The organism is Cycloclasticus sp. (genome assembly GCA_040743155.1).
In the GTDB taxonomy this organism is placed as follows: Bacteria; Pseudomonadota; Gammaproteobacteria; order Methylococcales; family Cycloclasticaceae; genus Cycloclasticus.
In genome coordinates, this window is the sequence record JBFLJU010000001.1 from 1,276,978 (window position 1) to 1,303,608 (window position 26,631).

The 26,631-nt window shown below is 41.6% G+C and carries 24 protein-coding genes; 5 read left to right on the forward strand and 19 right to left on the reverse strand.

What is annotated here, in order from left to right:
• The first annotated feature begins 26 nt into the window (after positions 1–26).
• Together AB1Y31_06125 and AB1Y31_06130 are read left to right on the forward strand one after the other, a co-directional pair.
• On the forward strand, positions 27–1,781 hold the full coding sequence (locus AB1Y31_06125) for a GTPase-translation elongation factor (protein MEW4982741.1): 1,755 nt from the start codon (positions 27–29) through the stop codon (positions 1,779–1,781).
• Positions 1,782–1,811: 30 nt separating this feature from the next.
• A complete protein-coding gene (locus tag AB1Y31_06130; protein ID MEW4982742.1) occupies positions 1,812–3,893 on the forward strand; it encodes a bifunctional diguanylate cyclase/phosphodiesterase in 2,082 nt (693 codons plus the stop codon).
• On the opposite strand, the gene AB1Y31_06135 is transcribed toward AB1Y31_06130, so the two are convergent.
• From AB1Y31_06135 to prmB, 6 genes are all read right to left on the reverse strand, one after another.
• Positions 3,890–4,789, reverse strand: a complete 900-nt coding sequence (locus AB1Y31_06135) for a 5'-nucleotidase (GenBank protein MEW4982743.1) — start codon at positions 4,787–4,789, stop codon at positions 3,890–3,892. The two genes, AB1Y31_06130 and AB1Y31_06135, sit on opposite strands and share 4 nt — an antisense overlap.
• Before the next feature lie 101 nt (positions 4,790–4,890).
• Entirely contained in the window at positions 4,891–6,102 is a 1,212-nt protein-coding gene (locus tag AB1Y31_06140) for a hypothetical protein (GenBank protein ID MEW4982744.1), read from the reverse strand.
• A 32-nt stretch (positions 6,103–6,134) separates the two neighbouring features.
• Positions 6,135–7,103 (reverse strand): hypothetical protein, encoded by a 969-nt coding sequence (locus tag AB1Y31_06145; protein MEW4982745.1) that lies wholly within the window; start codon positions 7,101–7,103, stop codon positions 6,135–6,137.
• A gap of 104 nt (positions 7,104–7,207) precedes the next feature.
• Positions 7,208–8,398 carry an MFS transporter gene (locus AB1Y31_06150; protein MEW4982746.1) on the reverse strand — a complete coding sequence of 397 codons (1,191 nt, stop codon included), beginning with the start codon at positions 8,396–8,398 and terminating at the stop codon, positions 7,208–7,210.
• 40 nt (positions 8,399–8,438) lie between these two features.
• The gene (gene aroC / locus AB1Y31_06155) at positions 8,439–9,539 is read right to left on the reverse strand and encodes a chorismate synthase (protein MEW4982747.1); all 1,101 of its coding nucleotides are present in this window, start codon (positions 9,537–9,539) and stop codon (positions 8,439–8,441) included.
• A 23-nt stretch (positions 9,540–9,562) separates the two neighbouring features.
• Complete coding sequence (gene prmB / locus AB1Y31_06160; protein ID MEW4982748.1) at positions 9,563–10,483, reverse strand: 50S ribosomal protein L3 N(5)-glutamine methyltransferase; 921 nt, start codon at positions 10,481–10,483, stop codon at positions 9,563–9,565.
• 97 nt (positions 10,484–10,580) lie between these two features.
• Here prmB and AB1Y31_06165 point away from each other — a divergent pair, with 97 nt between their 5' ends.
• Genes AB1Y31_06165 through AB1Y31_06175 form a run of 3 tightly spaced genes read left to right on the forward strand, consistent with a single transcriptional unit; the run spans position 10,581 to position 13,522 of the window.
• Complete coding sequence (locus tag AB1Y31_06165) at positions 10,581–11,825, forward strand: HDOD domain-containing protein (protein MEW4982749.1); 1,245 nt, start codon at positions 10,581–10,583, stop codon at positions 11,823–11,825.
• Between the two features lie 18 nt (positions 11,826–11,843).
• Positions 11,844–13,229, forward strand: a complete 1,386-nt coding sequence (locus AB1Y31_06170; protein ID MEW4982750.1) for a flagellar hook-length control protein FliK — start codon at positions 11,844–11,846, stop codon at positions 13,227–13,229.
• Complete coding sequence (locus tag AB1Y31_06175) at positions 13,229–13,522, forward strand: EscU/YscU/HrcU family type III secretion system export apparatus switch protein (GenBank protein ID MEW4982751.1); 294 nt, start codon at positions 13,229–13,231, stop codon at positions 13,520–13,522. The genes AB1Y31_06170 and AB1Y31_06175 overlap by 1 nt, the downstream gene beginning before the upstream one ends.
• Here AB1Y31_06175 and AB1Y31_06180 read toward each other — a convergent pair.
• The 13 genes from AB1Y31_06180 to flhA form a co-directional block, all read right to left on the reverse strand.
• Positions 13,519–13,911: a DUF2802 domain-containing protein gene (locus tag AB1Y31_06180; protein MEW4982752.1), complete on the reverse strand. Its 393-nt coding sequence runs from the start codon at positions 13,909–13,911 to the stop codon at positions 13,519–13,521. The genes AB1Y31_06175 and AB1Y31_06180 overlap by 4 nt on opposite strands.
• 199 nt (positions 13,912–14,110) lie before the next feature.
• Positions 14,111–14,593 carry a chemotaxis protein CheW gene (locus AB1Y31_06185; protein MEW4982753.1) on the reverse strand — a complete coding sequence of 161 codons (483 nt, stop codon included), beginning with the start codon at positions 14,591–14,593 and terminating at the stop codon, positions 14,111–14,113.
• A 37-nt stretch (positions 14,594–14,630) separates the two neighbouring features.
• Positions 14,631–15,419: a chemotaxis protein CheW gene (locus AB1Y31_06190; protein ID MEW4982754.1), complete on the reverse strand. Its 789-nt coding sequence runs from the start codon at positions 15,417–15,419 to the stop codon at positions 14,631–14,633.
• Positions 15,409–16,209, reverse strand: a complete 801-nt coding sequence (locus tag AB1Y31_06195; protein ID MEW4982755.1) for a ParA family protein — start codon at positions 16,207–16,209, stop codon at positions 15,409–15,411. Before AB1Y31_06195 ends, AB1Y31_06190 begins: the two co-directional genes overlap by 11 nt.
• Positions 16,209–17,243: a flagellar motor protein MotD gene (motD, locus tag AB1Y31_06200; protein ID MEW4982756.1), complete on the reverse strand. Its 1,035-nt coding sequence runs from the start codon at positions 17,241–17,243 to the stop codon at positions 16,209–16,211. Before motD ends, AB1Y31_06195 begins: the two co-directional genes overlap by 1 nt.
• A gap of 4 nt (positions 17,244–17,247) precedes the next feature.
• Positions 17,248–17,985, reverse strand: coding sequence for a flagellar motor protein (locus AB1Y31_06205; protein MEW4982757.1), 738 nt, complete (start codon positions 17,983–17,985; stop codon positions 17,248–17,250).
• 237 nt (positions 17,986–18,222) lie between these two features.
• The gene (locus tag AB1Y31_06210) at positions 18,223–20,355 is read right to left on the reverse strand and encodes a chemotaxis protein CheA (protein MEW4982758.1); all 2,133 of its coding nucleotides are present in this window, start codon (positions 20,353–20,355) and stop codon (positions 18,223–18,225) included.
• A 12-nt stretch (positions 20,356–20,367) separates the two neighbouring features.
• A complete protein-coding gene (locus AB1Y31_06215; protein ID MEW4982759.1) occupies positions 20,368–21,102 on the reverse strand; it encodes a protein phosphatase CheZ in 735 nt (244 codons plus the stop codon).
• A 38-nt stretch (positions 21,103–21,140) separates the two neighbouring features.
• On the reverse strand, positions 21,141–21,527 hold the full coding sequence (locus AB1Y31_06220) for a chemotaxis response regulator CheY (protein MEW4982760.1): 387 nt from the start codon (positions 21,525–21,527) through the stop codon (positions 21,141–21,143).
• Between the two features lie 102 nt (positions 21,528–21,629).
• Positions 21,630–22,325, reverse strand: coding sequence for an RNA polymerase sigma factor FliA (locus AB1Y31_06225; GenBank protein ID MEW4982761.1), 696 nt, complete (start codon positions 22,323–22,325; stop codon positions 21,630–21,632).
• A gap of 11 nt (positions 22,326–22,336) precedes the next feature.
• Positions 22,337–23,173, reverse strand: coding sequence for a MinD/ParA family protein (locus AB1Y31_06230; protein MEW4982762.1), 837 nt, complete (start codon positions 23,171–23,173; stop codon positions 22,337–22,339).
• 34 nt (positions 23,174–23,207) lie between these two features.
• Positions 23,208–24,512 carry a flagellar biosynthesis protein FlhF gene (gene flhF, locus AB1Y31_06235; protein MEW4982763.1) on the reverse strand — a complete coding sequence of 435 codons (1,305 nt, stop codon included), beginning with the start codon at positions 24,510–24,512 and terminating at the stop codon, positions 23,208–23,210.
• Between the two features lie 25 nt (positions 24,513–24,537).
• Positions 24,538–26,628, reverse strand: coding sequence for a flagellar biosynthesis protein FlhA (gene flhA, locus AB1Y31_06240; protein MEW4982764.1), 2,091 nt, complete (start codon positions 26,626–26,628; stop codon positions 24,538–24,540).
• Positions 26,629–26,631: the final 3 nt, after the last annotated feature.

Sequence of the window (26,631 nt, forward strand, 5' to 3'; positions counted from 1 at the left end):
CTACGTAAAACTTAAACGAGAGCAACATGGACATGCACAAACAATTCACGGATAGAATTAGGCCAACGATTAATAAATCTCACGTAGATTTACCTTTCGAGCCTAATGTCACCTCATTCCAACAGTGGGCAGATTCACTGCCTATATTAAACCCGCGGTTATCAGCCAGTATGATGGCGACTGCTTCACAAGCCCTATTATCTGCGGACATTAACCCAACTGACAAATTTCGTATTGCCGAAGCCGCTCAACCGTGTCTTCTTAAACTGCTATCAGCGTGCAATGATAAAATAGAAGGCGCAAAACTTCCCTTCATAAAAAGTCTCACCGAAATTTTCCAAGGAACCATAGAAGTATTAACAAACCTCCGTTTGATTTACATAGATATCGCCTACTCTCCTGACTTTATGAGTACTGACGTTTCGAAAGAAGACATTGATAACGCCTTTTTCTCTGACGAACAGAAAAGCCTTGTTATTTGTAGGGCAATAGAGATGCTTCGTATTATTCAGTTCGTAAAGTCACTTATTTATAAGCAAGTAGGCAATGATTTTTGGGCCAACACAAATGCATTACTTAGCTTTGCCGAGAGCTTAGACATTCATCAACTTAGTCATTTAACAAATGACGGGGGTAGCAATACCAGCGTTGAAGATGAGTTCAAGAAAATACAGTATTTTTACCTAGCAAATACTAACAGGCTGGGACAACGTGACATTAAAGCCGTACAACGGATTTTAGCTCTACAGGCAAGCGATATATTGATGTCATCAACATTTGATGACTCTTCAAGCTTTTATATTGACTTGTCATCCTCTTCACCTATTAATCATATTGCTGAGATCAACGAAACAAACAACCAATGCCGGTTTATGAATAATGAACAACTAGAGAAATTCATGCTCAGTGAACAAGTTGTTGCAGCAGAAAAACACGGAGCTATTTCTTTAGTATCGAACAACCCCATCCTACCTAAAAAGACCATAAGTAAGGTATTGTCCAGTTGGAGCGCTCAACAAAATAGACAAGTAGCTAGACAAAATCAAACAGAGGAAATAACCATCTACCCGGGCTTTGAGAGCATTATCAGAGCTCTTATTCTTAAAAAAAACCCCGACTATTTTGGAAAAAAAGTAGTACACGCTAAAAAGAACCCCTTGGATTTCGGCGTTGAAAACTTGCGTTTAATACCGATGGAAGATCACCAAAAGAATCACCATTCTCTTAGTGATACCGATATGAATAGGGCACTCAAAGCAACCGCTGAGAACGCCTTATCTGACAATAGCATCTGGGGAAAAAAAAGCCGCACTAAACCGGGTGAAAAAGGCGAAGAAATGGAAGCAAAAACAAATGACTCCAGCTTACAAGGGTTGCGATTTAAAGTATCAGCGACTAATAAACCGCTTTTAAAGGCATCTGATCTTATTGGTGTTCAGGCTAAAATCGGTTCACTTCAACTTGCTATTATCAGGCGCATTAATAACCTAGATGATGGTGACGTATCAGTGGGCATTGAAATGATGTCACCTCATCTCAAAATTGCTAATATAAAATTTCATGATGAAGAACAATCGCCTAAGCCCGTAATATTTCTCCAAGGTGTTCCAGCCATAAACCAGCCAGACTCTATTATCAGTCCTCTTTTCCTAGAAAACACGCATGAAGATATCGTATTAAAAACAAAGGATAAGATGAGTTATTATTCCATCGATAAAACAATCGAAACTAATCAAGTTTTCAGCCATTACACTGTTTCAAAAGGAGCGGAACTAGATTAAGGTAATAGTAAAATAATTATTGGCTGATTGATGACTAAGCGGACCGTACTAACACTCAATTTTTCAACAGAAGAACTTAAGATTTTAACAGCGGCCTTGGGCAAAACTGACGCTAATGTAATTTTAAAAACCGCTTCTTTAAATCAGCTAGACTCACAAAAAGAAGCATTCGCAGACATAAATTTAGTACTAGTAAAACTCTACGACTCAGAGCCATCTAATGCTGGACTCCTACAAAAGGTCAAACAACACTTCTTTCACTTTCCCGTTATTTTAGTGTCGGATAATGCATTACCTGTGGAAGAAAGCATTCAATACGATTCCAAAAACATCATTGATATTCGCGTGTTTAAGCCTATTTCTTTAGTCGCTAAGTCCATTTCAAGAGAAGTAAAGTCCCAACGTACTAAATACTTGTTACACCAAGTCAATTCGCAATTTAAGAACGAGTCATATCGCTTTGATTCTTTCTTAAAACATACCGAGGACGGCGTTGCGCTCATCCACGATGGCCAATATTGGGCCACCAATTCTGCATACAAGCGTATCTTCAATATTCCAGCCGATGAAAATATAGTCTGCTCCCCAGTACTTGAATTCAGCACCCCAACGGCTTGTCCAGTAGGCGGTAATTTATCTAAAAGAAACTTAAATACATCCTTAGAGTCTTTACCAGATGAAACGATTTTATCCGTTCTCATTCAAACTCGCGAAGGCGACTCATTTGTTACCACCATTTACAAAACACATTGCTTTGTTAAAGATCAGCTTTGCACACAAATTCTCATCCATAACCCTGATGCTTGGAGTAATGTAGAAAAGGGTTTTACTGATTTACGTACTTATGACCACGACACAGGTTTCTACAATAAAAGATTTGCAATTGAATACATCAACAAAGAATTAGAAAACGAAAAACCTCATGGCTCACTTGCCATCATTCTTATCGATGACTTTCGTGATATTCGTAAGCAACACAGTATTAATTACAGCGATGAAGTTATCCGTACCCTTGGAACCATAATTAATGAAACATGCCCTCAAAATACTGTCCTTGCCCGTTACGGTGATGCAGTGTTCACTCTTTTCTCATGTGAGCTAAGTCGTTCAGATTTTTTACTAAACTGCCAACAAATACTAACCGAAGTAAATAACACGTTATTTGGTGACGACAGCCAATATATAAAGTTAACACTCAGCATTGGCGTTAGTTTTATCGACCCTAGAGTCACCACCTCAAAACAACTTACTTCTCAGGCCGATAAAGCATGTGACAAAGCAGGCTCTAATGGTGGCAATCAAATCCATGTGTTCGACTCTGTCACAACGCCATTAACCGTTATCATCGACGAGAGGGAAAACACGCGTTTAATACAGTCTGCTTTGGAACAAAATAGGCTTCACCCTTTGTATCAACCAATCGTTGACCTTTCCCAAAAATCAACCGAAAACTATGCTGTTCTATTACGTATTCTTGACGATAACAATGCACATATTCCACCTGACCACTTTATTCTCACCGCTGAAAAAACGGGGCTTATTAGCCACCTTGACGAATGGGTATTGAGAAATACGATTAAACAAATTAGAGAAGCTTCTCGTCAAGGCCTCCAAAGAAAGTTTTTTATTTCGATCTCTAATATTACCTACCGCAACACCTCGTTTATGGAAACGCTGGTAAATGAGCTAAAACTCTACAATATCGATGCCAGCTTATTGGTCTTTCAAATTAGTTTTTCTGATGTAAAAATTGAACCGACTGTTTTAAAAAACTTTATTTCTGTCATTAAAAAAGAATGTGGCTGCCAAATTGCATTCGACCAAATTGGCTTCAGCCAAATAACCGACAAAATGCTGCAAGAGTACTCTGTTGATTACTTAAAGATTGACGGCACTTTTAGCCAAAATCTTTTAAACAACAAGGAATCGCAAGAAGTCATTAAAGATATTATTGAGGTCACTCGCAGGAATAATGTAAAGACTATCGCTAAGTCTGTAGAAAATGCAAACACGCTCGCACTTTTATGGAACATTGGCATCGATGCAGTGCAAGGTTATTTTTTACAAGAACCATCCGACACCATGCGCTTTGATTTTGACCTTAAGAACTAAACTTCATTGGCTACTCCATGTGGCACATGCCCTGTTGCAACATGCTCCTGAGCGGATTCACAGTGTGCCGCTTGGTCATCAAAAAAAATGTCCGCACCAAACGATTTTAAAAACGCCCCTTTTGGCAACCCGCCTAAAAAAAGCGCTTCATCAATTCGAATATCCCAAGAACGGAGTGTGCGTACAACCCGCTCATGCGCTGGTGCTGACCGAGCTGTAACTAAGGCTGTTCGAACGGGTGATGTTTCCTCGATGAAATGACTTTGTAAATTATGGAGCGCCGACAAAAATGACTTAAAAGGTCCACCTGTCATCGGTTCTTTTGCTGACAGCTGCTCATTCTCAGTAAATGCATCCAGGCCTTTCTCTTTATAAATACGCTCAGACTCATCGGAGAAAATGACCGCATCACCATCAAAGGCTATTCTTAACTGGCCATTCTCCGCATCGGTTCCCTTGCCTGATAAAATAGTCGCTGCGGCGTGCCCCGCTTCCAATGCTTTACGAACATCTCCAGGCGCGGTTGAGAGAAACAAGTCTATTTCAAACGCCGATATATAACCAAAAGGCGTTTCGCCGCTAGTAAAAGCAGCACGTTTTATATCTAAATCATGTTCACGTATCGAATTAAAGACTCTAAGCCCTGTATCTGCACTGTTTCGAGATAATAGGATGACCTCTACCAATGCCTCGGGTAATCGTTTATTCAGCCCCAAGAGTTTCTTAACCAATGGGTAAGCAACGCCGGGGTTAAGACTTTCATCTTCTCTTGCTATTTGATAGGCGCAGTATGCTTCCTTGCCATCTGTTTCAAAAACTTTATTCGACTCAACAAGATCAAACAAGGCCATTGAAGATATACCTACCGTTAATTTTTTAGCTGCTAAAGACTGCATATCAACCATTACCCTGTTTTCAATATTGTTTATTTTACAATTATTTAAGTGAAAAAAATGCCCCAAAAGGGGCATTTTTTACGCCTCCCACTTAAAACCGTTTATTGGCACGCAACCTCAAAACCTGCGCGGTTAAAACACGTGCCTGCTGGCTTGTTTTTAAGAGCTACTTTAGCCTCAGTTGACATAGGCATATGTTCTAAAGCAGCCTCGACCAATGGCCCTTTTACTGCCGTTGTATCCTTTGTTATAGAAGGAGTTGCCTGGTAATCAGATCCCGTTGAAGATGGAATCGTCGCAATAATGTCACCATTTTTAGCCATTTTCAATGTGCCAGCAGCTACTTGTTTTCTATAATCATATAGGTTGAAACGAAGTGGTTTACTAGTATCTTCAGATATCACCTGAACACCTCCGTTAACCACCACTATTCCAAATAACCTAGGGTCTCCCGACTGCATCCATAAGTAGCTATCTGACGTAACATGGGGCTTGTTAAACGTCGCAGCTTCATTATCTGCAAAAACTAGGCGTAAGCCTTCAGAATCAAGACTTGCTGACGCAAGACGACCAGCAAGTGCTGGCGGTGGAAAAACAGCTGTATGGTCTAGTTCAAGCACACTATCAACAAGCTGAGCACCTTCCCTATCGATCGATAACAACAGATCTAGATCAATAAAAATTGCACTTAGCAAACCATATAAAGGAATACCCAGTACCCGAACATCATCAATCTCATACACTAATTTATTATCGCCATTAAGCACGATATTACCGCCTAAATTTGTTGGCAGCCAGATTCCAGGGAACCAACTCCACAACTTTAAATCACCATCAACTTCTAGGTAATCATCTTTCGTGGTAATCGTCAACTCATCCAAAGGGCGTGGCCAGTAATCAAGAATGTGTTTATTAAACAGGTCTGTAATTACCTGTGGGCTTAATATCACCGTTCCATTGTGGACATTAATCGTAAAACTCTCCACATCATCAAAGACCACCGGTTGACCGGCTACTTTTGGTTCCAAGGATGCACTGAGTTTTTCGATATAAAAACCAATGTTATCAACCACATCAAAATTTACATTTTCTATGTAAATGGAAACGTTCGCAGCACCGGAGTCACGCTCCGTATTCGCTCTTAGCTCAGTCGATTGCATACCTGAAGGTATGCTTTTTTGCTGCCATACCGCTCTTGCACTTTCAAGTTCTTGCTGCTGTTTTTCAATAAATGAACCTGCCATCAAACTACTAGAGGCTCCAACAGTTAGTAATAAGCACATCGCAATATTTTTTATTTTTTTATAATGCATTTTTTTGCTCCTAATTGGCTCAGATACCGTCATTAATTTTTCAGGTAGGCTAATACTCCGCCATCTTCTTTTAATTTCAAATGCCCGGCAGATAGCTGATCTCTATAGCCATACAGATGAAAATCTAAATCCGCATCTGCTGAGTCACTCATCACTTGGACTGACGCGTCTGTTGGCATAGCTTTCATAAATTTAACGTCCCCACCTTTAATAAGTATGTAGCTATCGCTCTCTTTCAACAAAGCTGTTTCCCCTGTACTACCATTATCAAAAGACAGTACTAAACCACGATCCTCCATTGCAGCTGACTCTATATTTAGATGTAACATTGGTGGTGGAAATAGTTTTAGCGTATCAAGCACTACTGTACTGCCAATCAGCTTTGCACCTGGGGCATCAACTGTTAGCAATTCATCAATATCCACATTGGCAGCTTTAAGAACCTTTGTTGCATCCTCTCCGTCTGTGATCACTTGCCAAGGCGTATAGTTAAGAATATGTCCGTCTTGTAGTTTGATATCACCTTTAAGAACAAAAGGAACCCATAACCCCTTACGAATCATCTGGCCTGATAAAGTTAAAACATTTTTAGCCGTTTTAACTTTAATATTTCTAAGCGTTGCGCCTTTAAAAGCAAAAACCTTCTTATTAAGCAACGCTTCAAGTTTGCCACTGTCTAAAACAACACTTCCTTTAAGTGGTGTTAGTGAAAATGAAGCCGGGTCATCGAATATGACGGGAGCTCCGCTATCATTTGGCGTTGCTTTCACAACAAGCTCGGGTATATAAAACCCTATATTATCAACCACTCTAAAGTTCGTATTCTTTACGTACAGTACACTTCCTGAGACTTCAGAGCTACGATAGTTAGAAACCTTTAAGGCTTTTGACGACTCAAGTTTTGTTTCTACAATGTCAGTGCCTGTTTCATACGCATAGGTAAAAGCTGTGTAACTGAGAAACAGAGCACCTGTCACTAATTTAAGGCTTGTGTGAGACATGCCTTCCTCCCATTAATTATTATGATTATTTAATTAGCAGTTCTTAGACTGCTTACTCAAATAGATCATCTTTACATCATAAAATCAAGAGATTAATGGGGAAATCAAACAGAACTCACGCCTTCACCCGTTGTCTGTAAATCATCTGGGTTGTTTTTTTCAACCCAATTCCATGCAACTAAAAGGGCTACCGAGGCTAATAAAGATGCCATCGTAAATACCCATGCAGCACCGAATTCATCCCACAGAAAACCAGCAATTAACCCGCCAAACATACCGCCCGCACCATAGCCTATACTAGCGTATAGCGCTTGACCTTTATCTTGAGTAGCGCCTTTAAAATAATGATGGGTAAGTTGAATGCAAACAACATGAAATGCGCCGAATGATGCTGCGTGTAGTACTTGTGCGATGATCAAAGCTGTCAAGCTCTCAGCAAGCCACGCAATGATAAGCCACCTAATAACGGTTAACAGAATGCTGAACAACAAAACACTACGAAGAGAAATATGCTGGAATACTCGTTGAATCGCTATAAATAGTACAATTTCAGCCAGCACACCTAATGACCAAAACTGACCAATTTCCGTTTCGCTATAATTTAATTTGCTCAGTAAAATAGAGAAAAAAGCATAGTAGGCGCCATGTGACGCCTGAATCAAGAACACAACGAGAAAAAAGGCGATAACTTTCTTTTTCATCAGAATTGAATAAATAGCAGGGCCACCTTTCTGATGTTTTTTCCTTCCTTTCTCACTGAGCAACAAGCTCGATAAAAAAATCATCGCCAAGCACAAACTGACTAATAGAGGCCATTCATCCAAACCCATCGTATTTAACAAATAGCCAGCGCCCGCAACAGTCACAATAAAGCCCACTGAGCCCCACAGCCTTATACCGCTATATAAATTGGTTTGATGTCCAAGCTTTGTCAGAGTAATCGATTCGAATTGTGGCAACATCGCATTCCAAAAAAAGCTGAACACAAAAGTAACCATTAATATCCCAGCAAAGTCTTGCTCAAATAATAAACAAGCATAGGCGATTACCGCCACTAAAGAAGCTATCTGAACCAAACGCATTCGGTCATTAAAACCAGCGGACAACCACGCCAAAATACTTGGCGCAACAAGCTTAGTGCCCTGCATTACCGCAAAGACTACCCCTACTTGAGCCGCCACATAGCCAATGGATTTTAGGTACAAGCCTAAATAAGGCATCAGTGCGCCTAACGATGCAAAGTAAAAGAAATAAAAACCTGAAAGCTGCCAATACGGCAGTTTTTGCTGACTCAACAGTTTAAGCTCGACCTAATTATGATAGAAAAACTTATGACTACTCTTTGCCCGCAGGAATAATGGGGACTGTAGACCTGACATCTATATTTTGCGCTCTATGTCTGAGCACATGATCCATAAGCGTAATAGCCATCATTGCCTCAGCGATAGGTGTTGCTCTAATACCAACACAAGGGTCATGTCGCCCCTTAGTTACAACATCTATAGGCTTACCGCTAGTATTCACAGACTTGCCGGGAAGGCGCAAGCTTGAGGTTGGTTTTAATGCGATACTCGCTGAAATAATTTGCCCAGTAGAAATCCCACCTAAAATGCCACCCGCCTGGTTACTGAGAAAACCTTCTGGCGTGATTTCATCACGAAATTCCGTACCAAGTGCTTCGATGCAATCAAACCCACCGCCAATCTCAACGCCTTTTACTGCATTAATACTCATCAAAGCATGCGCTAACTCAGCATCAAGCCGATCAAAAATGGGCTCACCTAAACCAACTGGAACACCTGTCGCCGCCACGTTTACGCGCGCGCCAACTGAATCACCCGATTTTCTTAATGCGTCCATGTAGGCTTCTAATTCACCTACTTTGTTTGGGTCAGGGCAAAAGAAAGGATTGTCATGCACAGTAGACATATCCACCGCATCGATTTTAATCGGCCCCAACTGAGCTAAATAGCCTTTAATCTCGATGCCTAAGCTTTCACGTAAATATTTTTTGGCGATGCCACCTGCGGCCACGCGCATAGCTGTTTCACGAGCAGAAGAACGCCCACCCCCACGGTAATCACGAAAGCCATACTTTTGCTGATAGCTATAGTCTGCGTGCCCAGGTCGAAATGTCTCTTTTATATTCGAATAGTCTTTAGACCGTTGATCCGTATTTTCAATAATCAAGCCTATCGGTGTACCCGTTGTTTTACCTTCAAACACACCTGACAAAATCTTTACTTCATCCGCTTCACGTCGTTGAGTTGTATGCCTTGAGGTACCTGGTTTCCTTAAATCGAGGTCACCTTGCAAATCCGCTTCACATAGCTCCAACCCAGGAGGACACCCATCCACAATACAGCCTATAGCAGGACCGTGACTTTCGCCAAACCCAGTAATTGTAAAAATTTTCCCTATCGAATTTCCTGACATGTTCGTATTTTATCGTTAATTAATTACGCTAGTTTAGCCTGAAATAGGCTGTTATATTCCAATAACTGTTCTTTTGTTAGCATGAAGATTCCATGCCCACCATACTCAAAATCTTGCCATAAAAACGGCACCTCTGGGTAACAACGTTGCAATGCTTCATCTGTATTCCCAACCTCAACATACAACACACCACCATCATTAAGGTGCTCGGCCCCATACGCTAAAATGTTATGTACCAAATCTAGACCGGAAACCCCACCATCCAGACCCAGCGTCGGTTCTTTATAAAACTCCTCAGGCAGTTTAGATAACTCTTCATGCCCAACATAAGGCGGGTTACAAACAATCAAATCATATGTCTCACCCTCTAGCCCATCAAATAAATCTGATTCAATGGTCCTCACTCTGTTTGCTAGCTTGTGTTCCTCAATATTCCTTTGTGCAACACGAAGTGCAGATGTTGAAATATCAGCCAAATCAACACTCGCTTTTGGAAAATACACGGCACAAGCAATACCAATACAGCCACTGCCCGTACACAAATCTAAAATTTTATGGGTTCGCTCAACATCAACCCAAGGTGCAAATAGATCATCAATTAATTCCGCAAAAGGCGAACGTGGAACCAAAACATTCTCATTAACAAAAAAGGCCAAACCTGCAAACCACGCTTCGCCTATTAAATATGCAGCAGGAACTTTTTCATTGACCCTACGATCAAAAATTCCCAAAATTTCTCGTTCATTTTCAGCGCCAACCTCTTCATCAAACACCTCTTCATTAACCAGCGGTAGGTTCTTTGTGATGGTTAATACTATGTACGCCGATTCATCTATCGCATTGCCTGTTCCATGTCCAAAATGAAGCTGAGCGGCTTCAAACAAGCTAGCACCGTAATGAATCAATTGATTAATTGTGTTTATTTTCTGTAATTTGATTGTCATAACGGTGTAGATAGGGCTATATTTAGCAAAAAGAATTAGTTAATTGTTATCAACAATAATTTTAACTCAATTAATAACTTACAAAGCACTTTAAAAGATGTCTATTAGAAATCTAACAAACGAAGAAGTTAACTCTTTATTCCCCATCAGGAACTTTTCTGATAACAGCAAGACACAACTTCAAGAAACGATAAAAACAGAAATTATCGACGCTAATAGCACTTTATTTTCCGCCGGTAGCAGTGATGACCGCCAAATTTATCTTTTAGAGGGCAAAGTACGACTAACGCTTGGAGAAAACAAAGAACGAACAGTCGAGGGCGGTCAAATGGAGGCTCGCTTTCCTATCGATAACAACACTCCTCACCAAGCAACGGCTCTTGCACTCGAGCCTGTCACACTGTTATCTATTAAGCGCACCGTGCTTGATGACTTGATGAATGAGACGCTACCAAGCGGCCATGATGATATTGATATTCTAGAAGAAAGTGAAGACTCTCTACTGTATAACCAGCTTTATTTTGAAGTCACTCAAGAAATGCAAGCTGACAAACTAGAATTGCCCTCTATCCCTGAAGCAGCCATTAAAGTTCGCACAGCAATAGCTGACCCCCATGCAACATCAGCTAAAATCTCTCAAATAACTCAGCAGGACCCCGCTATTACCGCCCAGTTAATCAAAGTTGCTAACAGCCCATTATTTAGGGGCCGTGAACGCATTGAAGCGCTGCCCCATGCGATCACTCGGTTAGGCCTCAAAGCAATAAATAACCTAATCACCAGTTTCACCATGAGAATGGTTTTTAATGCCAAAACAAAAGACGTAAAAGAACTCATTTCAGCACTGTGGTTACATAGCCGTGATGTTGCTGGCATTAGTGCTGTTATGGCTAAAAAACTTAAAGGTTTCAATGCAGACAAAGCGATGCTTGCCGGCTTAATACACGACATTGGCTCTATACCCATTTTAACTCATGCCGATAAGCACCCTAGTTTGATAAGCAACCAAAACGATGTGCGACATACCATTAAGAAACTAACCCCTGTCATCGGAAAGATGGTGTTAGAAAAATGGAACTTTACTGATGACTTTATTGAGCTAGCTATTAATGCTGAAAACTGGGAGCGAAAAACAGATCAACCCGCTAACTACACCGACTTGGTGATAGTTGCTCAACTGCTTAGCTTCAGAAACACGCCTTTACAAGAACATTACCCAGAACCTAAAACAGTGCCTGCGTATGATCGTCTCACAAAGTTATTGAGAGACCCCAGCGATTCAATTGATGTATTAGAGGTCGCCCAAGAAGAATTAGCCGACATAAAGCAGTTATTTAACTAAGAGTTCATGGTTTAGTTTTTGGAAATACCAACTAACCCAACCAGCCCAGTACTGGATGCCGTTAAAGTATCCATACCTCTGCATAAACTCCAAACCGGCCAATCCCTGCAAGCCAAAGTTATTGAGCAATTACCCAATAAAACAGATGTTATTCTTCGCCTAGGCAACCAACTAGTACAGGTAAAAAGCGACATTCCTGTCACTGTTGGACAAATCATCAAAGTCTTAGTAGAGAGAACAGCGTCTGAACTTATTCTTAAAGCCCCACCTCCTAATCAACAAACGTCCATTACTAACACCAGTCTGCGTCAACTACTTCCCAAGCAATCCCCCGTTAATGAATTTCAACAACCACTTATTCAGGTATTTACACGCATTACCAAACAAACCATAACAACAGCCTCATCTGTATCGCCTGAGTTACCATCACAATTACTCCAGATAAAGCGTTTAACTAGAAACATCCTACAATCGTTACCGAGTCAAAAAAATATAATTACAACTGAAGGTTTCAAAAAGGCATTACAAAACTCCGGTGTTTTCTTTGAAGCAAAACTTCAACAAGCACTTGCCGATAGAAAAACCACTTCTAACAACCCTATCAACAACCCAAAAAACCTCTTTAAAGCGTCGCTGAGTCAAGCTCAAACCACACAAAATACCAGCACTACAACGCTATCGCCAAAAAGCCAGCAACCACTCGTCATGATTAGTACTGACTTAAAGGCTAATCTTATTAAGCTCGTTCATTTACTAAAAGCTTGGCCCAAAGCAAGCCAATTCACCTCACAACCAACAAGCACTCAGCAAACTCCGCCGCAACTACCGCTTCCAAAACCTGCTGCGCCGTCACAAACCTTCTCCTCAGCTGCAAGCCAAACGACTGCGCACCCACAGAGCTCAGCACAGCTGGCAGCTCAAGCCTTAGACAGCCAAATAAGAGAATTAATGAGCAAAGCTGATGGAGCAATATCTAAACTTAGTTTAAACCAACTAGCTAGCTCAAATGCTGAAGGCAATACAACCCGGCAAACGTGGCAAGTAGAAATCCCATTTTTAAATCAACATGCATCTCAGTCTGTTTTTTTAAAGATTGAGCAGGAAGAGCCTTCCGATAAGCCTTCAAAAAAACCAGACAAACAATGGACTATTTCTCTTGAGATGCGCCCCCCAAAGCTAGGCCTAATTAAAAACAAGTTAACACTCAACAAGCAACAAATAAGCTCCAGTTTTTGGGCCGAATCACCTAAAACTAGAGAGCTTATTCATCAACATTTAAGTGTTTTTAAAGATCAATTGTTTCGCGCCAATTTAAATCCTGAGAGGATCCAAGTACGTAGCGGCCCTGGGCCAACAATTCAAGAAATCAAACCTAACACATCCATTTTGAGTGAAAAGGCATAATGACTGACATCATCAACCCCGCCGACATAGCCGTTGCCTTAAAGTATGATGGACACAGTGCGCCTACCATAACCGCAAAAGGTAGGGGTGATCTTGCGCAAGAAATCATTGACCTTGCCATCGCCAATGAAATTCCTTTAGATAACAACCCTGAATTGGTAAAGCTTCTTAGCAGCATTCCTCTCGGGGATGAAATACCTGAAGCTCTATATGTTGCCGTTGCAGAAGTAATTGCTTTTGCTTATTTACTATCCGACAAAATGCCTGACAATGTTACTGAAAATAAAAACTAAGCTCTGTGTAGACGAATAAGTAGTCCAGCTTCATCGACCGTTAAATGGCACTTTTCAACAATCTCATCGACACCCGCACCTTTTTGAGCCAACTCAATCGCTCCTTGAAATTCCTGCAAGTGCTCAAATGTATCGCTTTCTTCCAGTTCTTCCAAACGCCCGATTAAGCTACGAACTCGGCGTTCAGTACCGCCAACACGCTCGTCTACGCCTAAACCGCTCGCACACAACGCTGAAATATCGTGTTGAATAACTTCAAACTTTTTGCATACATTAAGTACCTTTTCTTCCAAGCTTTTATTAAGTCGCTGCTGTTTGGATAACATAACAAACAGTATCACTACCGCAACCGCTAATATAGCAATCAACCAGGGTATGTATTGTTCCATCAGGCACTTTCATCTATATGTTTAATGGGGGTCTTCAACTCAACGGTGCCTTTAGTGCTAGAGACACCATTCCATTTACTCGGTTTCTTTCTAGTTTGACTTTTATTTCTCGGTTTAACTGGGCGTATGTTGTTGCAAGGCATTACCTTATTTATACCAACCATAACCATCACCTCCTAAAAAGATTCGTCTCGAAACACTATTGAGCAAGCAGCTCCAAATCATTTTCACTTATCAACTTATCTAAATTAACCAGTATATGCAGTTGATTATGTATATGAGCAATACCTTGAATAAACACTGATTGTCCCGAACTACTTACATCTGGTGCCGACTCCACATCACAATCTTTCAGGTCAACAACTTCCGTTACTGTATCAACTAACACACCAATAATATGACCTTGTACATCCATCATCATAATTCGCGTTAAATCATCCGCTTCTTTAAGATGCATATTGAACTTTTTGCGTAAATCGATCACCGTCACCACATTACCCCTAAGGTTTATAATCCCCAGCACTTCATGCGTAGCACCTGGCACCTGAGCTATAGGCGTATAACGTAATACTTCTTGAACTTGAACAACTTTCACCGCATAAACTTCTTCTCCTAACAAGAAAGTCAGCCACTGCGTAACTGGTTCAGCCACATCATCATAATTATCTTGAATTGCATCCATTTTATGTATCTCTGTTTTTTTATATGGGGACGAGCTTTTACTTATCTTCTACAAACATTTTAGTCGGGTCGACAATCACTAGCTGATTTTTAGATTCAATGCCGCATAACCATTGACGGATTTTTGATTTATCTCGCCATTTAACACTGGACGTATCGAGTTCAATTTCTGGTGACACCGAGTCTAATGCAATGCCCCAGCGACTATTCGCTAATATAATAATTTTTTTATAAGGCTTAACTTCTAAATCACGAAGCGGCTGATCTAACAATAAATACCCGACATCAATCACAGCAATAAAATCATTACCCGTCATTTTCAAGCCTAAAACCCAAGGAGGTTGCCCATCAACCTTCTTAAGGTCTTCACTAAACTCTAGCTCTCCACTAATTGCACTCGCTGGAAAAGTAACATTGACTTTATTGACATCACCAACCAGTACATTAAATTTACTTTTCGCCCATGACGGTGCATTTAAATCTATTAACTCATCCGTCTCGCGTCTTTCTGCTTCGACTCTTTCTGCCTCGACTCTTTCTGCCTCGACTCTTTCTGCCTCGACTCTTTCTGCCTCGACTCTTTCTGCCTCGACTCTTTCTGCCTCGACTCTTTCTGCCTCGACTCTTTCTGCCTCGAGTGAGCGCTTTTGCCTTGCATTACTTTCTTCTTCTGCTGTGCCTTTAAACTTTAAAAGCTTTACGTTACTCGCAGAAACTTTTCTTTCAGGTTGCTCATCCGTCTCTAATATTGACAATAAGCCATCAAAATAACTTTCCATTGCTTCATCTTGATCTAAAAGCGGGCTAGTCTTATTATCAACCATCATTCGAAACCAATGTTAGTTTTGCTTTTTCGTCCCAAATACTTTGAAGCAACTTATCATACGCAAGAACCGCCCTAGATTTAGGTGCCAATATTGGGGCGGGAACTCCAACGCGGCTTGCTTCTCTTAATTGCGTATCAATTGATATATAACCACGCCACAACCGCCCTTTATATCTATTTCTTAAAGAGTTCAAGCTGCTAATAGAGGCACGCGTTCTCTTATCAAACATAGTAGGAATGATTGTGTACTCTAATGGTTTCTGCCTTGTATGCTGAATCATCTTCAAGGTTTTCATCATCCTCTCCAGCCCTTTCAACGCTAAAAATTCTGTTTGCACGGGTATAATCAAATGGTCACAGGCTGCCAACGCATTAATCATTAACACACCTAACATCGGCGGACTATCAATCAATACAATATCGTATGAGGACTCCAGCTTTTTCAATGCATTACTCATCACCAAGCCTAGGCCTTTAAATTTACTCGCCTGACGATCTAATGTAGCCAATGCAACTGATGCAGGCAGTACATCAAGCCCTACAAAGGATGTGTTATGAATATATTTCCGGGGCTCAACTGCAATTTTTTCTGAGCTGTCTTTGAATAAATTGTAAACACTTTTTTGAATGGTATCTGGATCAAAACGAAAATAACTTGTCAATGAGCCTTGAGGGTCAAGGTCAATACAGAGCACCCGTTTACCCTGAGCTGATAGTAAACCAGCCAGCGTTACCACCGTTGTCGTTTTACCAACACCACCTTTTTGATTTGATATTGCCCAAGTTTTCATTAGTTTAAGAATTTATTAAATCGACTGCTGTTTACTTTCTCAAGTTTTTCTATTTTTTCAGCCGTTGTTTCTTTTGAACCAGCCATATTGCTAGTTAATGATTCAACCGCATCTTGTAACTCAACAGCTGTTTCATCAACTGCCAATTGATGACTAACATGCTGACTTTCACTTACATTATGGTTATCGGCCGTTTTCTTTTTTTCTGTAAAACGTGATATTGCATTTGACTGAATAACAATAACAACGCGCCTATTTCTCTCGCGGCCTTCAGGCGTGTCATTATCCTCAACAGGGTGATATTCTCCGTACCCAACAGCAGCCAACCTATTTGGGTTAATACCATACTTACTAAATAGGTGTACTACACTCGCAGCACGTGCCGCTGACAGTTCCCAATTTGACGGATACTCGAACGAACTTATGGGGATATTATCGGTAAAACCTTCAACTTGCACAGCGTTATTTAACTTTCTAATTGGTTTTGCGACCTTCCATAACACACGCAATGCTTCACTAGATAAGGTTGCATTGCCACTGCCAAACAGCATATTACTATTGAGCTCTACTTCAACCCACAAATCATTTCTTTCAACCGACACTAGATCTCTATCAATAAGCGGTGACAATGCCGATTCCAACTTATCACCTAATTGATCAAGTACTTTTGCTTCGCTTATTTTTTGATCCCCTTCAATAGCGCCATCAACAATTGATGCTGTTTGTTGCGGTGCATTCTCAGAAAACAGATCGGGAATCATCTTATCACCACCACTTTCCAACTTCATGAGTCTCTCAATGAGCTCTTTATTTTGAAGTATGTCACCAATTTCTATCGGATTCATAGTCTTCGGCTGACCCTTAAAGGCGCCATCTAAGGTGCTAGAGAGCACTCGATACTTGCCTTCATTTACCGATGAAACAGAATACATCACAACGAAGAAGGCAAACAAAAGCGTAATAAAGTCGGCATAAGAGACAAGCCACCTTTCGTGGTTCTCATGCTCTTCTATTCTTTTTTTACGCCTAGCCATTTAATTACAGGTAACCTTGCAACTTAATTTCAACATTACGTGGATTCTCACCTTCTGCAATAGCTGCAATCCCTTCAATCATCATTTCTCTTGATTGTGAATATGCTTGAATCTGTGACTTTAATTTAGCCGCTATGGGTATAAACAATAAATTGGCTAAACCAACACCGTAAATTGTTGCAACAAATGCCGTCGCAATTCCTGCGCCAAGCTTACTGGGGTCTGATAAGTTTTGCATGACATGAATCAAACCCATAACAGCACCGATAATACCGATGGTAGGAGAGTACCCTCCCATTGATTCATAGACTTTTGCACTTTGTAACTGCTTTGCTTCTAACGCCTCTAATTCAAGCATTAAAATATCTCGTATAACCTCTGGCTCTCCACCATCAACCAATAACTGCAAGCCTTTTTTGGCAAAGGGGTCTGACTCATCATCAACAACCGCTTCAAGGCCAAGTAGTCCTTCTCGTCTCGCTATTTCACTCCACTCGATAATTTTTTCAATGTTATGTTTTAACTTGAGGCTTGGTGGAAATAAAACCCAACCCAATAATTTTAGAGATCCTAAATAGATTTTTGCTGGGGATTGCAATAAAGCAGCACCCAACGTTCCACCAATAACAATTAACGCGGCAGGGCCATTAACAAGGGCACTTAGATGTCCGCCTTCCATAATGTTGCCACCCAAAATGGCACCAAAACCAATGATCACACCCAATATTGTTAAAATATCCAAACGACAACCTCTCCAAATTCATAGTGCGAACCATCAAATAACTCTATACACCGACTTCAACACATTAGCAGGTTTTGAAATATATCATTAATACTTTTCGTGGTACATCTTCATTAAAAATCGTGTTTATCTTAAAGAGAGCCACACTTGTGCTTACTTATTGCTTGTTACTATGATGTCTAATAATTAACTCACAGCAAACCTTTCTAATAGTCTCTATAAAAACAACCTAAAAGGCTATGCGTAACGACTTAGCATACCGGGCACATCAAGGATGATAGCGATTCCTCCATCACCAGTAATCGTTGCACCAGCCAACCCCTCTACTTGGCTAACTAATGCACCAAATGGCTTAATCACCACTTCTTCCTGACCTAGTAACTGATCCACTACAAAACCAATATTCTGATGCCCTGCACTAACCAATACAACATGTTGATTATGTTTCGAATCATCATCTTGCATATGGTTTGGTACTAACCATTTATTTAAATAATACAACGGCATCGCTTTTCCTCGTACAAGTACCACCAGTTGCCCATTAATCATATTTGTATTGGATAAATCCAAATCTATGATCTCAATGACACTGGATAGTGGAAGCGCGAAGGATTGATCAGCTAGTTTCACCATCAGCGTGGACATAATTGCCAGTGTTAGTGGTAGTTTTATAACGACCTTGCTACCTTTCCCCAACTCTGATTCAACATGTACAGAACCGTTCATGCCAGTGATACGTGTCTTAACAACATCCATGCCGACACCGCGACCTGACACATCTGATATTTCAGTTTTAGTTGAAAAACCTGCTGAGAAAATCAAGTTATAACACTCAATATCCGTTAGCCTAGAGGCAGCCTCTTCATCCATCATGCCTTTAATGACAGCACTTTTTCGTAAAATGTCGGGGTCCATTCCTTTACCATCATCTTCAATGGTCAGCAATATATGGTCCCCTTCTTGGAAAGCACTTAACACTACTTGCCCTTCTTCAGGTTTACCGGCAGCAATTCTATCTTCAGGAGATTCAATTCCATGATCGACTGAGTTTCGAACTAAATGAACCAGCGGATCAGCCAGCGCCTCAACTAAGTTTTTATCTAAATCCGTTTCTTCGCCAACCAGTTCAAGTCTAATTTTTTTATTTAGGCTACGTGCCAAGTCTCTAACGACACGGGGAAAACGCCCAAATACTTTTTTTATGGGTTGCATACGTGTTTTCATAACCGCCAACTGTAAGTCCGCCGTCACAATATCTAAATTGCCAATGGCTTTAGCCATCTCATCATCTTCACGCCCTGAGCGCAGCTTAGACAGACGGTTTCTTACCAAGACTAGCTCACCAACCATATTCATAATATCGTCAAGACGCTTAGTGTCCACACGCACTGTAGTCTCAGGTGGCGCTTTCGCTTTCTCAATGTTAGGTTTTTTAGTTTTTATAACTGCTGGCGGAGGAGATACCGGCTCAAGTGTTGGTGAAATTTGACCCGCTTCTTGGGAACCCGCTACTGTTGGACCCTTTCCTTTCCCATGCATGTCATCCATTAGTTGATCAAACTCATCTTCTAATATATTTTCAGACTCAACTGGTTTGGTAGACGGTGCTACGGATGGCCCTTTCCCTTCACCATGTATTTCATCTAATAACTGATCAAATTCTTCCTCTGTAATATCACTCGAATCAACGGGTTTATCATTAGCTTTAGGCGTAAGGTCAATGGCCGATGGCCCCTGATTTTTCCCATGGAGCTCATCTAATAATTTTTCAAACTCTTCTTCGGTAATATCATCCGATGGGGCTACGACAGGTGGTACAGATTCAGGCGAAGCAGCCGATTTCAGCATCGCCTCAAATTCTTGCTGAACTTCATCAGAAACCTCACTTGTCGCTGACGCCTCAGAAACCGATGTAGCCAGTTTTGCCGCAACAACAGGCTCTTCAACAACCGGCTCTGCTACTGCTTTTTGCCCAGCCTCAGCTGCATTCTTAAATGCAGCTATTTCAGAGATTAAAGCTGGATCTGCAGGCTCAGGTTCTTCTCCAGAGCGTACAGAGTCAAACATCTCATTAATGACATCTAACGCTCTCAAGATAGCATCCATTAATGCCGTATCAACAACACGCTCGCCATTTCTCAACACGTCAAACACATCTTCAGAGATATGACAAATACCAACCATCGCATCTAATGCTAAAAAGCCTGCACCGCCTTTTACCGTGTGGAAGCCTCTAAATATAGAATTAAGTAGATCCGCATCCTCAGGAGATTGTTCCAACTCTACTAATTGCTCGCTCAACTTTTCTAAGATTTCCCCTGCTTCAACTAAAAAATCTTGAAGTATCTCGTCATCTAAATCAATGGCCATAATTGCTATTCTCTAAAATCCTAAACTGGACAAAAGGTCGTCCACTTCATCTTGACTGTTTACAGCACCTTCAACCACAACACCCGGAACGAGAGGGCCATCTAACTTACCTTTTTCATCCTCGGTGTTTGCCGGCACCGACTCTTGCGCGCCAGAAAGCCTAACTAAATCTACCAAACTGTCTTCAACATTTTGTACTAAACCAATCACTTTCTTAATAATCTGACCGGTTAAGTCTTGAAAGCTCTGCGCTAAAACAATTTCATTCGCTTTATCGTGAACAAACTTCGTGTTCTTACATGAATCTTCAAGAAAAACGGTGATATCTCCAGACATCTTTTTAAACTCAGTCAGTGATAACTCGCGACTCATGAATTTTTGCCAGTTTTTTGATAACTCTTCTGACTTCTTTTGCATCTCATATGTTACTGGCAATACTTCATCAATCGCATTCAGTGTTATATTCGCCGCCTCATCCGTCATTTGAATAACGTAATTCAACCGCTCTTTCGCATCTGGAATTTCTTTGTCCGTCAGTTTATTTAATTGATCATCTTGTGCAAAAGACGCTAAGTCATTATGCAATTGACGCGTTAACTGACCCACTTCTTTAAATAAACTTTTTTCACGGTCATGTGACATTGCTCTAAGTAATTCGCCCGTGCCCGCATCATCATTATTTTCAATGTTTTCAATTAAGAGGTGTGCTTTTTCAAGCAACTCTAGTCTATCCGTATTATCCTGCATATATGCTCCATTCATGCCCTATTAACCGGTCGTTTGTATTAACCGGTAGTGCGTGCGAAAATTTTATCGATTTTTTCTTTTAGCGTAGCTGCTGTAAAGGGCTTAATAATGTAACCATTTACACCCGCTTGCGCTGCTTCAATAATCTGTTCCCTTTTCGACTCTGCGGTCACTAGCAACACAGGCATATTCGCTGTTTCAGGCGTCGAGCGTACTGTCTTTAATAAATCAATGCCCGTCATACCAGGCATATTCCAATCGGTGACTAAGAAGTCATACCCGCCTGCCTTTAATTTTGGCCACGCAGTTTGGCCATCATCTGCTTCGTCTAAATTTGTAAACTCTAACTCTCTTAGCAGGTTTTTTATTATTCGTCGCATCGTAGAAAAGTCATCTACGACTAGAATTTTCATGTTCTTATCCAATTTGGATTACTCCTTATTTTTACATCTATAATTAAGTTATCGACCACTATTGCAACAAGTTTAGTCAAGAATTTAGAAATTGCTTTATTAAAAGCAAATTTATTATGAAGAAGCGTAATTGAGCAGGCGTGATTTCAAACGAAGCATCGCTTGGTTATTAATTTGACAGGCGCGTGACTCACTCACGCCCAAAACAACACCAATCTCTTTTAGATTAAGCTCGTTATCGTAATACAGCGAGACCACCATTTGCTCTCTTTCCGGCAATCCAGAAATGGCGCTGGCTAACGCCACTCTAAAATAATCTTCGTTAATGTTTTCAAGGAGATTTTCAGCCGATGCTTGATGATCATTAGCATCCATGTCATCAGTGCTGAATAGCCGGCAACATGTACTGTCTTGCAAAATTTTGTGGTATTCCTCAAGCGTTATTTCCAACAAAGCGGCTATTTCTGTATCACGCGCATCTCGTCCAGTTTCCTGCTCAATCTGCCGCATCACTTTAGTGATTTGTCGTGCCTTTCTATGAACCGACCTCGGCGTCCAATCTGTACGCCTAACGTCATCTAACATCGCGCCTCGAATACGAATACCTGCATACGTTGCAAAGCTTGCACCGTGTTTATCATTAAAGTTATTGGAGGCTTCTAATAAGCCCAGCATGCCCGATTGAATCAGGTCTTCAACCAAGACGGTATCCGGTAACTTTGCCAATAAGTGATAAGCAATCCGTTTAACCAATGGCGCATGCGTTGCAACCAGTTCCCCAGCGGTTTTCGCTTGAAGGTTGGTGTACATCGCAATGCCGTTCACTCCGTCAATTCCCCTACTTGACTCGATTGAATAAGTCGTTCGACAAAAAATTCTAAATACCCCGCCGCGCCACGTTGCACAGGCCAGTTATCTATCTTCTTCGCCAAATGCTTTATGGCTACGGAGGCATCGCTATTGGGTGCCATTTCAACGACTGCTTGTTGCTTTTGAACCGATTTACGTAAACTCTTATCGAAGGGCACGGCCCCCGTAAAGTATAAGGCCACATCAAGATACCGATCTGTCACCTTACACAGCTTTTGATACAGCATTTTTCCATTTTGAAGCGACTCTACCATGTTTGTAACGATATGGAATCGGCTCAAACCATGGTCGCGGTTTAACAATTTAATCAGCGCATAAGCATCTGTTAATGACGTGGGTTCATCACAGACCACAATCAGCACTTCTTGGCATGCTCTGGCAAAGTTGATGACGCCACCATGAATACCCGCAGCCGTGTCAACCAACAACACGTCTATATCTTCTTGAAACTCGCTGAACGCATTGATAATACCCGCTTGCTCCATTGTGCCCATTTCGGCCATGTGCTGCATGCCGGATGAGGCTGGAAGAACTTTCAATCCATGCGGACCTTCTACGACAATTTCATCCAGTGTTTTTTCGCCACTTAGCACATGCGTTAAATTATACGTTGGGTGCAAGCCCAGCAAAATATCCACATTAGCTAGCCCCATATCGGCATCAAGCAATGCTACCTTACGGCCTAATTTACAAAATGAGATACCTAGGTTAACAGACAGGTTTGTCTTACCAACCCCTCCTTTACCACTCGCTATCGCAATAACCCTGACGGGTTTTTTGTTTGTCATATCTCTCATTCCTGATGCCTGATTCAAGCCTTCTTTAAACATTCGCATGTCGCGACGTCCCACCCAGTAATACGGACAACGCGACGTCATCTTCATCTGATGTAGACGATGCTGGATCAATAAATTTAGCCATTAACTCATCTGCTGATGGGTAATGGAGATCTTCTGGAACTCGTTGACCATCCGTAACAAAACTCATCGGAATTTGTTGCTCAATAATCGCAGACAGCGCACTACCGGGGCAATCCGTTTCGTCTAACTTACTAAGAATGCAGCCTTTCGGCTGAGCATCTGCAAACGTATTCATCACTTCACGCATCGCGCGAGGTTCTGTCGTTGCAGAAATGACCAGATAGTTATCAATTTCAAACTTCTCATCACGCAACAATTTGAACTGTTCTGTCATGCGAATATCACGTTGGCTCATCCCCGCCGTATCAATCAGCACTAAACGCTTATCAACGAAATCGCTTAACGCATCTTGAAAATCATCTTGAGTTGATGCAACCCGCATCGGAACACCTAAAATCCGAGCAAAATTACTTAACTGCTCATGCGCTCCAATACGGAAATTGTCTGTTGTAATCAGCGCCAATGATTCTGGCCCATGACGCATTCTGAATCGCGCAGCAATTTTCGCAATCGTCGTTGTCTTGCCAACACCGGTTGGACCGACCAAGGCAATCAGCCCGCCCTCATCCAATATTTTATTGTCCATAATAGGCAATGAGTCGGACGCCAGTTTAAGGCAATTAACCCATGCCGTTTCAAGCTCCGTTTCTGCGACGACTGTTTCGGCCAATTTAACACTCAACCTCTTTGAGAAACCGGTATCTAACAGACGCCTAATCACGTCTATTCTCACTGGGTTTTGCTGTGTTCGATCAGCCCACGACAACTCATTGAGTGTTGTCCTAAACTCATGGCGCATCATATCAATCTCGTGTTTAACCGCTTTTATAGCGGGGTCTTCAAACCATTCAGCTTTCTTCGTGGCTGGTGCCTTTTTATCTAACTGCGGTTTAACTTGCTCTCTACGTTGTGCGGGCTTTCTTTTTACTGGCGTATAGTCTTCTCGGTACGCTTGCTTTGGCGCTTCGTTCCAATCAATCGACACTCTGTCTTTTTTTAATTCCTCATCAAGCCGTGCATCAAACAACGCTTCTTTCTTATCCGCTGCCACTTGAATCGCTTGCTCATCGTAATCTTTTGCCGCCACCACTTCGACGCCGTCCCCCACTCGATTATTCGACAGGATTACCGCATCTGCGCCAAGTTCCTCCTTAACCAACCTGAGCGCTTCACGCATGTCTGGAGCAAAAAATCGTTTAATTTTCATTTAATATTACCTCTTAAAACACCCTTTAACCGTTTTGCCCAACACTTCCAACAACACGTACTTGCCGGTCCTCAGGAATCTCGTTGTATGACAAAACATTTAAATTTGAAATTGAATGGCGAACAAAGTGCGCTAACCAAGGACGCAAGAAGCCTGACACTAGAAGCACGGCGCTCTTACCTTCCATTTCTAGTTTCTGACTGCTTTCTTGTAATGCACTTATCATTCTTTCTGCCAATCCTGGTTCAAGTCCCGCGCTACCATCTTCTGACGCTTGCAAGCTTTGTTGCAATAAGCGTTCCAAGTCTGGATCTAGCGTAATGACTGACAGTTCACTGTCTAAGCCACTGATTTTCTGAACAATTGATCGGCCCAATGATATTCTAACGGCTGCGGTTAAAGTGCCAGGATCTTGACTCACCCGCCCATGTTCAATGAGTGTTTCAGCAACTGTTCGCATATCTCTTACTGGGATATTTTCCTGCAACAAGTTTTGCAATACTTTAACAATCGCGCCCAATGAAATGGTGTCCGGCACTAAGTCCTCAACCAATTTTGGTGCTGATTTTTTCAATGTATCCAACATTTGTTGCACTTCTTCATGGCCTAATAACTCATGTGCATGTGTCTGGATAATTTGACTCAAATGGGTCGCAACCACGGTGCCTGGATCGACCACGGTATAGCCCATTGTTTGGGCTTGGTCTTTCTGCGCAGCATCAATCCAAATTGCGTCCAAACCAAACGCCGGGTCTTTCGTCGCAATCCCCTGAATATCACCAAATACTTGACCGGGATTAATCGCTAACTCTCTATCTGGGTGAATTTCTACTTCACCAATGCTGACACCCATTAACGTTAAACGGTATACATTTGGTGCCAAGTCCAAATTGTCGCGAATATGTACCGCAGGAATTAAGAAACCAAGTTCCTGCGATAACTTCTTACGCACCCCTTTAATGCGCGACATCAATTCGCCACCTTGGGTTTTATCAACCAATGGAATCAAACGGTAGCCAACCTCCAAGCCAATCATATCCACCGGTGCCACATCATCCCAAGACAATTCTTTAGGCTCATCAGGCAGCGCTTGAACGATTGCCTCTTGCTCGACTGGGGCCAATTCAGCCAGCCGTTGTTTATTGTATATTCTATAAGCGGCGTAGCCCAAACCTGAAGACAGCGAAATAAACACAAAATTTGGCATCCCTGGGATCACCCCTAATAGCCCAATAATGCCTGCGGAAATCGCCAATGCTTTTGGATTATTTAGCACTTGCAATGACACTTGCTCGCCCATATCTTGATTACTATTGACACGTGTAACAATAATCGCTGTAGCGGTTGATAGCAGTAAGCCGGGTATTTGCGCCACTAGGCCGTCACCAATGGTTAGCAATGTGTAATATTCCATCGCTTGAGAAAATGCCAAATCATGCTGCAGGATGCCAACACCCAAGCCACCCACAATATTAATCAATAGAATTAAAATACCCGCTATAGCATCGCCTCGAACAAACTTACTTGCGCCGTCCATTGAGCCGTAAAAATCCGCCTCTTGGCTGATTTCTTTACGACGATCACGCGCTTCATCTTGCGTCAATAAACCTGCATTTAAGTCGGCATCAATCGCCATTTGTTTACCTGGCATTGCGTCCAAGGTAAAACGTGCACTTACTTCAGATACGCGTCCAGCACCTTTTGTCACAACCACAAAGTTAATGATGATTAAAATGCTAAACACCACTAAGCCAACGGCATAGTTACCACCAATAACAAAGGCACCAAACGCCTCAATCACCTTACCTGCTGCGTCACCCCCGTTATGCCCTTCTAGCAACACAATACGTGTTGAAGCAACATTCAAACTCAGTCGTAATAAGGTAGCGACCAACAAGAAACTTGGGAAAACAGCAAAGTCTAATGGGCGCAACGCATAAACCACCACTAACAAAACAATCAATGACAAGGCAATGTTGAAGGTAAAAAACAAGTCCAGTAAGAAGGGCGGCAACGGCAACACCAACATAGCCAGTATCACCATAATGAGAATAGGCGCGCCTAAGCCATTTTTAGCAAAGTCTAATAAGAGTTTTGAAATTTCGTTAAAATTCATTTT